Annotated in this window: 7 protein-coding genes; all 7 read right to left on the bottom strand. The window is 59.6% G+C overall.

The annotated features are described in order from the left end of the window. Positions 1–1,197: 1,197 nt before the first annotated feature. On the bottom strand, positions 1,198–1,905 hold the full coding sequence (gene ispD / locus MF6394_RS27400; RefSeq protein WP_044272541.1) for a 2-C-methyl-D-erythritol 4-phosphate cytidylyltransferase: 708 nt from the start codon (positions 1,903–1,905) through the stop codon (positions 1,198–1,200). Next, entirely contained in the window at positions 1,902–2,180 is a 279-nt protein-coding gene (gene ftsB, locus MF6394_RS27395) for a cell division protein FtsB (protein WP_003189195.1), read from the bottom strand. The genes ispD and ftsB overlap by 4 nt, the downstream gene beginning before the upstream one ends. A gap of 171 nt (positions 2,181–2,351) precedes the next feature. Continuing rightward, positions 2,352–3,641, bottom strand: a complete 1,290-nt coding sequence (gene eno, locus MF6394_RS27390) for a phosphopyruvate hydratase (RefSeq protein ID WP_003189193.1) — start codon at positions 3,639–3,641, stop codon at positions 2,352–2,354. A 157-nt stretch (positions 3,642–3,798) separates the two neighbouring features. Next, on the bottom strand, positions 3,799–4,644 hold the full coding sequence (gene kdsA, locus MF6394_RS27385) for a 3-deoxy-8-phosphooctulonate synthase (RefSeq protein ID WP_078467938.1): 846 nt from the start codon (positions 4,642–4,644) through the stop codon (positions 3,799–3,801). Positions 4,645–4,649: 5 nt separating this feature from the next. After that, positions 4,650–6,281 (bottom strand): CTP synthase, encoded by a 1,632-nt coding sequence (locus MF6394_RS27380; RefSeq protein ID WP_047712743.1) that lies wholly within the window; start codon positions 6,279–6,281, stop codon positions 4,650–4,652. A 273-nt stretch (positions 6,282–6,554) separates the two neighbouring features. After that, positions 6,555–7,874 (bottom strand): tRNA lysidine(34) synthetase TilS, encoded by a 1,320-nt coding sequence (tilS, locus tag MF6394_RS27375; RefSeq protein WP_078467937.1) that lies wholly within the window; start codon positions 7,872–7,874, stop codon positions 6,555–6,557. Positions 7,875–8,036: 162 nt separating this feature from the next. Next, positions 8,037–8,984: an acetyl-CoA carboxylase carboxyltransferase subunit alpha gene (locus MF6394_RS27370; RefSeq protein WP_003189182.1), complete on the bottom strand. Its 948-nt coding sequence runs from the start codon at positions 8,982–8,984 to the stop codon at positions 8,037–8,039. Positions 8,985–8,986: the final 2 nt, after the last annotated feature.

The following is an 8,986-nucleotide window of genomic DNA, read 5'->3' as shown; positions in this document are numbered from 1 at the left end:
TCGGCGCTTGGGTGAAAGGAGGAGGGGCGAAATCTCCCACGGTCTGTACTGCGTCAACAGTCAGAATCGGGCTTTGTCCCTTCTCCTCCCTTCAAGTCCTAGCATACAAGCGGGCTTGCTCGCGAAGGCGGCCTGACAGCTGACACAGTTTATCGGGGACATATCCATTCCTGCGGTAACGGCCACTTAGGGTTCCGCCCTGACAGCGGCTCACTTTTGAAAAGCGCAAAAGTAAGCAAAACGCTCATGCCCCACCACTCGGCACCTCGCTTGGGCTCGGTGTGCCCGTAATCCGCCAGTGATTTGGGGGGCCGCCGCCACGCGCCATCCATGGCGCGGGGCGGCTAAACCGGCATCCCTGCCGGTTTACCCCCCAAATCCCTGTCGAATTCCGGCCAGCGTGGTTTAACGGGGCGCCTGAGATCAAGAGCAGATCAAGAGCGGCTCGCTTCGCATCGTGGTTACCGCCTGCTGCTACAGCCCACAAAGTTATGTAGATACCTATGCTCATCGCGGGCAAGCCCGGCTCACAGTTGGCTGAGTTGTTTGTTATGGCAGCGATCAAATGTGGGAGGCGGCTTGCCTGATAGCCATAGGTATCTACACAACTCTGTAGCGACCGTAACCACGATGCGAAGCGAGCCGCTCTTGATCTTGATCTGCTTTTGATCTCAGGCGCCCCGTTAAACCACGCTGGCCGGACGTAGGCTTGAATTCGTGGGTAACCCGGCAGGACGCCGGGTTAGCCGCCTCGCGCCATGGATGGCGCGTGGCGGCGGCCCACGGATTCAAGCCTGCGTTCGGGCACACCGAGCCTAAGCGAGGTGCCGAGTGGTGGGGCATGAGCGTTTTGCTTACTTTTGCGCTTTTCAAAAGTGAGCCGCTGTCAGAGCGGAACCCTAAGTGGCCGTTACCGCAGGAATGGATATGTACACGGATAACAGTGTCGCCTGCCAGGCCGCCTTCGCGAGCAAGCCCGCTCCCACAGTTGGATTGTGGGGTGTCAGGTAGATGGGTGTCGGCTGGGAGGCCGTCATCGCAGGCAAGCCAGCTCCCACAGTTGGATCGTGGGGTGTCAGGTAGATAAGCGTCGGCAGTCAGGTCGTCACCAGAGCAAGCTCCCTCGCCACAGGTCCAGCGTCGGCTCTAAGTTGTGTCGATATCTATACTGCGATGAGGCCAACTCGGTCTGACAAGTTACCGCCGGTTAGCCCAGCGCAACTTCAACCACTCCAGATCTTCCGGCCGAGTCACCTTGATATTGTCCGACCGCCCTTCAACCAGGCGCGGCGCTTGCCCGGACCACTCCATGGCCGAGGCTTCATCGGTGATCAGCGCATCGGCCACCAGGCTGTCCGCCAAGGCGCGATGCAAGGCGCCCAGGCGGAACATCTGTGGTGTGTAGGCCTGCCAGATCAAGCTGCGATCGATGGTGTCCACCACACGGCCATGCTTGTCGACACGCTTGAGGGTGTCGCGCGCGGGCACTGCCAGCAGGCCGCCTACCGGATCATCGGCCAGTTCCGCCAGGAGCTTGTCGAGATCATCACGGCTCAGGTTAGGCCGCGCAGCATCATGCACCAAGACCCAGTCTTCATCACTGGCGCCCAGGGCATTGAGTTGCAGCAGCGCATTGAGAACCGAGCCGGAACGTTCCGAGCCGCCGTCGGCACGCTGGATACGCGGGTCGTTGGCGCACGCCAAGCTGGGCCAATAAGGATCATCAACTGCAAGACTGACCACCAGGCCCTTGAGGGAGGGATGGTCGAGAAAACAGCCGAGGCTGTGTTCGAGAATAGTGCGCCCGCCCAGTTGCAGGTACTGCTTGGGACGGTCCGCGGCCATACGGGCACCGACGCCCGCGGCAGGAATCACGGCCCAGAAGGCCGGTAAATCGTGGCTCATTGGGCCAACTGGTAGAGGGTTTCGCCCTCCTTGACCATGCCCAACTCATGACGAGCCCGCTCTTCAACGGTCTCCGTGCCTTTTTTCAACTCAAGCACTTCAGCGTCGAGGACGCGGTTGCGCTCCAGCAGGCGTTCGTTTTCGGCACGCTGGTCGGCAATTTGCTGGGTCAACTCTTCTACCTGCGCAAAGCTGCCATTACCGACCCATAGGCGGTACTGCAGGCCAGCCAGCAACAAGAGCAAGACGAGGAACAACCAATTGGGACTGCGCATCGAAATCCGGGTATCCAGTGAAAAAAGACAGTCATGCAAACCTTTTGCAGCAACTGATAGCACAAAGCCTGGTAAAACCAGGCTTGCGCTTGTCAGTCAGCAGATTAGCGCCGAAATTCACACTTTCGTGAGATTTCTGACGTAATCCGCCGACTTTTTACCATTTACTGCTTAGCCGCGAAACTCGCCGCGACCGTTGTACTTAGCTTTACCTGCCAATTGCTCTTCGATGCGCAACAATTGGTTGTACTTGGACACGCGATCGGAACGGCACAGGGAACCGGTCTTGATCTGGCCCGCCGAAGTACCCACGGCCAGGTCGGCAATGGTGGAATCTTCGGTTTCGCCGGAGCGATGGGAGATCACGGCAGTGTAGCCCGCAGCCTTGGCCATCTGGATGGCTTCCAGGGTTTCGGTCAGGGTGCCGATCTGGTTGAACTTGATCAGGATAGAGTTGGCGATCTTCTTGTCGATGCCTTCTTTCAGGATCTTGGTGTTGGTCACGAACAAGTCGTCGCCCACCAGCTGGATTTTCTCGCCGATCTTGTCGGTGAGGATTTTCCAGCCATCCCAGTCGGACTCGTCCAGGCCGTCTTCGATCGAGATGATCGGGTAGCGCTGGGTCAGGCCCTTGAGGTATTCAGCAAAACCTTCGGAGTTGAACACCTGGCCTTCGCCGGACAGGTTGTACTTGCCGTCTTCATAGAATTCGCTGGCAGCGCAGTCCAGGGCCAGGGTCACGTCGGTGCCCAGCTTGTAGCCAGCGTTGGCGACAGCTTCGGAGATGACTTTGAGTGCATCTTCGTTGGAGGCCAGGTTCGGCGCGAAACCACCTTCGTCACCCACGGCAGTGCTCAGGCCACGGGCCTTCAGTACAGCCTTGAGGTGATGGAAAATCTCGGTGCCCATGCGCAGGCCTTCGGAGAAGGACTTGGCGCCAACCGGCTGCACCATGAATTCCTGGATGTCGACGTTGTTATCCGCGTGCTCGCCACCGTTGATGATGTTCATCATCGGCACCGGCATCGAGTAGACGCCAGGGGTGCCGTTCAGGTTGGCAATGTGTGCGTACAACGGCAGGTCCTGGTCCTGCGCAGCCGCCTTGGCAGCTGCCAGGGACACCGCGAGGATGGCGTTGGCGCCGAGGCTGCCTTTGTTTTCAGTGCCGTCGAGCTTGATCATCGCGTGGTCCAGGGCTTTCTGGTCCAGCGGGTCCTTGCCCAGCAACAGGTCACGAATCGGACCGTTGATGTTGGCTACAGCCTTGAGTACACCCTTGCCCAGGTAACGGCTCTTGTCGCCATCACGCAGTTCCAGCGCTTCGCGCGAACCGGTGGAAGCACCGGACGGCGCGCAGGCGCTGCCGATGATGCCGTTATCGAGAAGCACGTCGGCTTCGACGGTGGGGTTGCCACGGGAGTCGAGAACTTCACGACCTTTGATGTCGACGATTTTTGCCATTGTTGTAAACACTCCAAAGTTGACGAAAACGACGCAGCTGAAGGAAATCTTTTGACCGACCGCAAGGGTGGAACAACGGGGCAGGCTTGCAGACGACAAGGCTCAGGCCCGGGGGCCTGAGCGTAAAGCGTGGGAAATTCTACCGGAGAAATGCCAGTTACGCGGTCTCTACCGTCGGAAAACTCTTGACCAGCTCGTCCAACTGCTTGAGCTGGGCCAGGAATGGCTCCAGCTTGTCCAGGCGCAGGGCGCATGGGCCATCACATTTGGCGTTGTCCGGGTCTGGGTGAGCTTCAAGGAACAGGCCCGCCAGCGACTGGCTCATGCCCGCCTTGGCCAGGTCCGTCACCTGGGCACGTCGCCCGCCAGCGGAGTCCGAACGACCACCGGGCATTTGCAGCGCGTGGGTCACGTCGAAGAACACTGGGTATTCGAACTGTTTCATGATGCCGAAACCGAGCATGTCCACCACGAGGTTGTTGTAGCCGAAGCTTGAACCCCGCTCGCAGAGGATCAACTGGTCGTTACCCGCTTCCACGCACTTGCTCAGGATGTGTTTCATCTCCTGGGGGGCGAGGAACTGGGCTTTCTTGATATTGATCACAGCGCCGGTCTTGGCCATGGCGACCACGAGGTCGGTCTGGCGCGACAGAAAGGCCGGCAACTGGATGATGTCGCACACCTCGGCGACCACGGCAGCCTGCTCAGGCTCGTGCACGTCGGTGATGATCGGCACGCCGAAGGCTTGCTTGATGTCCTGGAAGATCCGCATGCCTTCTTTAAGGCCCGGGCCGCGATAGGAGGTCACGGACGAACGGTTGGCCTTGTCGAAGCTGGCCTTGAAGACATAAGGGATACCCAGTTTCTGGGTGACCCGCACGTACTCCTCACACACCTGCATCGCCATGTCGCGGCTTTCCAGCACGTTCATGCCGCCAAACAGCACCATGGGCTTGTCGTTGGCAATCTCGATGTCGCCTACGCGAATGATCTTCTGGGCCATCAGGTTTACGCCTTCTTCTGATGTTGCGTCAGTGCTGCTTTGACGAAACCACTGAACAACGGGTGACCGTCGCGCGGCGTCGAGGTGAACTCCGGGTGGAACTGGCAGGCCACGAACCATGGATGATCCGGTGCTTCGACCACTTCAACCAGCTTGCCATCATCGGAGCGACCGGAAATCTTCAGGCCGGCTTCCTTGATCTGCGGCAGCAGGTTGTTGTTCACTTCATAACGGTGGCGGTGGCGCTCGACGATCACGTCCTTGCCGTAGCAGTCATGAACCAGCGAACCCGGCTCCAGCAAGCAGTTTTGTGCGCCAAGGCGCATAGTGCCACCCAGGTCGGAGCTTTCGGTACGGGTTTCAACGGCGCCAGTGGCGTCTTCCCACTCGGTGATCAGGCCCACGACTGGATGGCCGCTGCTGTGATCGAACTCGGTAGAGTTGGCGTCTTTCCAGCCCAGCACGTTACGGGCGAACTCGATAACGGCCACTTGCATGCCCAGGCAGATACCCAGGTACGGCACCTTGTTTTCACGGGCGTACTGCACGGCAGTGATCTTGCCTTCCACGCCACGCAGGCCGAAACCGCCGGGGACGAGGATCGCGTCAACACCTTCGAGCAGCGCGGTGCCCTGGTTCTCGATGTCTTCGGAGTCGATGTAGCGCAGGTTGACCTTGGTACGGTTGCTGATACCGGCGTGGCTCATGGCTTCGATCAGCGACTTGTACGCGTCCAGCAGCTCCATGTACTTACCGACCATGGCGATGGTGACTTCATGCTCAGGGTTGAGCTTGGCGTCGACAACCGCGTCCCACTCGGACAGGTCGGCGCCGCCGCACTGCAGGCCGAAACGCTCGACCACAAAATCATCCAGCCCTTGCGAATGCAGAATGCCTGGGATCTTGTAAATGGTGTCGGCGTCTTCCAGGGCAATTACCGCACGTTCTTCAACGTTGGTGAACTGCGCGATCTTGCGGCGCGAGGAAATGTCGATCGGGTGATCGGAGCGGCATACCAGCACGTCCGGCTGCAGGCCGATGGAGCGCAGTTCCTTGACCGAGTGCTGGGTAGGCTTGGTTTTGGTTTCGCCGGCAGTGGCGATGTAGGGCACCAGTGTCAGGTGCATCAGCATCGCGCGCTTGGCGCCAACTTCGAAACGCAACTGGCGGATGGCTTCGAGGAACGGTTGGGACTCGATGTCACCCACGGTGCCACCGATCTCGACCATCGCCACGTCGGCATCGCCTGCACCCTTGATGATGCGGCGCTTGATTTCGTCGGTGATGTGCGGGATCACCTGGATGGTTGCACCCAGGTAGTCACCACGGCGCTCTTTGCGCAGCACGTGCTCGTAGACACGGCCGGTGGTGAAGTTGTTGTTCTGGGTCATGGTCGTGCGGATGAACCGCTCGTAGTGGCCCAGGTCCAGGTCGGTCTCGGCGCCGTCGTGGGTGACGAACACTTCACCGTGCTGGAACGGGCTCATGGTGCCCGGGTCAACGTTGATGTACGGGTCCAGCTTGAGCATGGTGACCTTAAGTCCCCGCGCCTCCAGGATGGCCGCCAATGAAGCGGAGGCAATGCCTTTCCCCAATGAAGAAACAACACCGCCCGTGACGAATATGTAGCGCGTCATGAAAAACCCTAGAAGTCTGCGTTAAAGCGGTCCGAGCCGCCGGGGAAAGCGAAGGAAGGCCGAAGCCCCCGATCACCTGCATTAATCACAGTGCACCTTTCAAAAAAACCGCCGCGTTGTGACAGACCAGCAATGAAACACCGGTACGTTGATCGCTACACATTTTTTGGAATCGCCCAGCAAAGACTGCTTGGTAATCGGCAACGACTGCGATTCAGGCGAATCCACAGAAGTTGTATCAAGAAGGGAGCGTAGTCTACCGGAAAGGCGCTATCAGCTCAAACCTTGATCGCAGGTCTGTGGCAACCAATCCAATTGCACCTCACCCACCGACCGGGCCCATGCCCCCGCAACGCTTGGCACAGCCAGCAATTGCTCGCCCCGATAGACCAGCGGCAATCTGCCACGGACGAAGCCCGGCATGCCGCTTTCATTCAGCAGACGCTTGAGATCACGCCGGCCTCGGCCCGGTACGTCGATGATTTCGCCACCTTGGCGATAACGAACCTGCAGCGGGCCTTCGGGCGCCTTGCCGATAAACTTCAGTTGACCATTGCCCGTTAACTCTAGTGGATTTTGCGCATCGGGCCAGCTCACCGATGCGTCGGAAAACTCCGACCATGTTGAGGGCAACCACCAGATGCGTTCACCGCTACGCTGCATTTGACCGTCGGCCAGCCGCCACAGGGGCTGTGCGTCACCCTTGGCATCGCGCAGGGCATGCCAACCGGCCCAGTGGTCGCTGTCGGGTAAACGGGTCAGTGGCATCAGCCAATGCCGCAGGGCGTTGCGCTGGCGGGCATCGGATAGTTCGCGCAATGGTTCAAGCGCCAGAGACGGCAGAGGCAACCAGGGAAACGTAGAAGGCTGATCGGCGCGCTGCAGGTCCATCAGCGCCAACTCGTCGAGCAGCCCTTGCGCCTCAGCCATATGCTCAGCCGTGCGAGCCAGGTGGGTGATCGCGTGGGGCCAGCGTTCCGTCAGGGTTGGGAATACGCGGTGACGCAGGTAATTGCGGGAAAACCGTGGATCAGCATTGGAGGGATCTTCGATCCACTGCAACTGATGCTGATGGGCGTAGGCTTCCAGTTCGCGACGGGAGAACGCCAGCAACGGCCGCACCAAGTGGCCCTGCGCTAAGGGACGATGCTCAGGCATAGCTGCCAACCCTCGCACGCCGGCACCACGCAGCAGGCGAAACAGCAGGGTTTCGGCTTGATCGTCGCGGTGTTGGCCGGTGAAAAGCACCTCCCCTGCCCCCATGATCTGCATGAATGCTTGGTAGCGCGCATCGCGGGCCGCACGTTCAAGACTGGCGCCAGGCTGCACCTGCACGCGCATGGTCCGCAGGGGCACGCCCAGGCTGTCGCATACCGCTTGGCAATGAGCAGGCCATACCTCTGCGGCAGCCTGCAGGCCATGGTGAATATGGACCGCGCTGAGGGGAGGTAATGTTTCGGACTTTGTCAGAGTGACCAGAAGATGCAGCAGCACAGTGGAATCGAGGCCACCCGAGAACGCGACGTGCCAGGCCGGGGCGTTACGCCAAGGGGCTAGGGTTTGCAGGAGGTTGGCGGATAAGCTGGGCGTCATGACAAAGTACCGCCATTCATCTGGAATGAAATAAACCAGCTTACACAAAACAAATGTGGGAGCGGGCTTGCTCGCGAATACGGATTGTCAGCCACTGTATATGTGTCTGATACACCGCTTTCGCGAGCAAGCCCGCTCCCACATTTGGGTACTACGTCGCTCTTAGAGACCGTAGCTCATCAGGCGCTCATAACGACGAGCCAGCAGCGCTTCGTTATCCAGCTTCTTGAGCATCGCCAGTTGCGAACCCAACTCGGCACGGATGGTCGCAGCAGCCGCAGCCGGGTCACGGTGGGCACCGCCCAGTGGCTCGGCGATGACTTTGTCGACGATACCCAGGCCTTTGAGGCGATCGGCGGTGATGCCCATGGCTTCGGCAGCGTCCGGCGCCTTTTCGGCGGTTTTCCACAGGATCGAGGCACAACCTTCCGGCGAGATCACTGCGTAGGTCGAGTACTGCAACATATTCAGTTGGTCGCAGACACCAATGGCCAGCGCACCGCCAGAACCACCTTCACCGATCACGGTGGCGATGATCGGGGTTTTCAGGCGGGCCATGACGCGCAGGTTCCAGGCAATCGCTTCGCTCTGGTTGCGCTCTTCGGCGTCGATACCTGGGTAGGCACCCGGCGTGTCGATGAAGGTCAGGATCGGCATCTTGAAACGCTCGGCCATTTCCATCAGGCGGCACGCCTTGCGGTAGCCTTCCGGGCGCGGCATGCCGAAGTTGCGGCGTACTTTCTCGCGCACTTCACGGCCTTTCTGGTGACCGATCACCATCACCGGCTGGTCGTCCAGGCGAGCGATGCCGCCCACGATGGCCGCGTCGTCGGAGAAGTGACGGTCGCCATGCAACTCGTCGAACTCGGTGAAAATGTGCTCGATGTAGTCCAGGGTGTAAGGACGGCGCGGGTGGCGAGCCAGGCGCGCGATCTGCCAGCTGGTCAGCTTGCCGAAGATGTCTTCGGTGAGCGTGCTGCTCTTGTCTTGCAGGCGAGCGATCTCATCGCCGATATTCAGCGAATTGTCATTGCCGACCAGGCGCAGCTCTTCGATCTTGGCTTGCAGGTCAGCGATCGGCTGTTCGAAATCAAGAAAATTCGGGTTCATAA

The sequence above is a fragment of the Pseudomonas sp. MF6394 genome, from assembly GCF_002018845.1.
Taxonomy (GTDB): domain Bacteria; phylum Pseudomonadota; class Gammaproteobacteria; order Pseudomonadales; family Pseudomonadaceae; genus Aquipseudomonas; species Aquipseudomonas lactis.
This window is presented reverse-complemented; position numbering and strand designations above follow the sequence as displayed.

Coding starts and splice junctions, on each gene's coding strand:
- tilS (WP_078467937.1), bottom strand. CDS start 7,874: ATGACGCCCAGCTTATCCGCCAACCTCCTGCAAACCCTAGCCCCTTGG.
- eno (WP_003189193.1), bottom strand. CDS start 3,641: ATGGCAAAAATCGTCGACATCAAAGGTCGTGAAGTTCTCGACTCCCGT.
- MF6394_RS27380 (WP_047712743.1), bottom strand. CDS start 6,281: ATGACGCGCTACATATTCGTCACGGGCGGTGTTGTTTCTTCATTGGGG.
- ftsB (WP_003189195.1), bottom strand. CDS start 2,180: ATGCGCAGTCCCAATTGGTTGTTCCTCGTCTTGCTCTTGTTGCTGGCT.
- kdsA (WP_078467938.1), bottom strand. CDS start 4,644: ATGGCCCAGAAGATCATTCGCGTAGGCGACATCGAGATTGCCAACGAC.
- ispD (WP_044272541.1), bottom strand. CDS start 1,905: ATGAGCCACGATTTACCGGCCTTCTGGGCCGTGATTCCTGCCGCGGGC.
- MF6394_RS27370 (WP_003189182.1), bottom strand. CDS start 8,984: ATGAACCCGAATTTTCTTGATTTCGAACAGCCGATCGCTGACCTGCAA.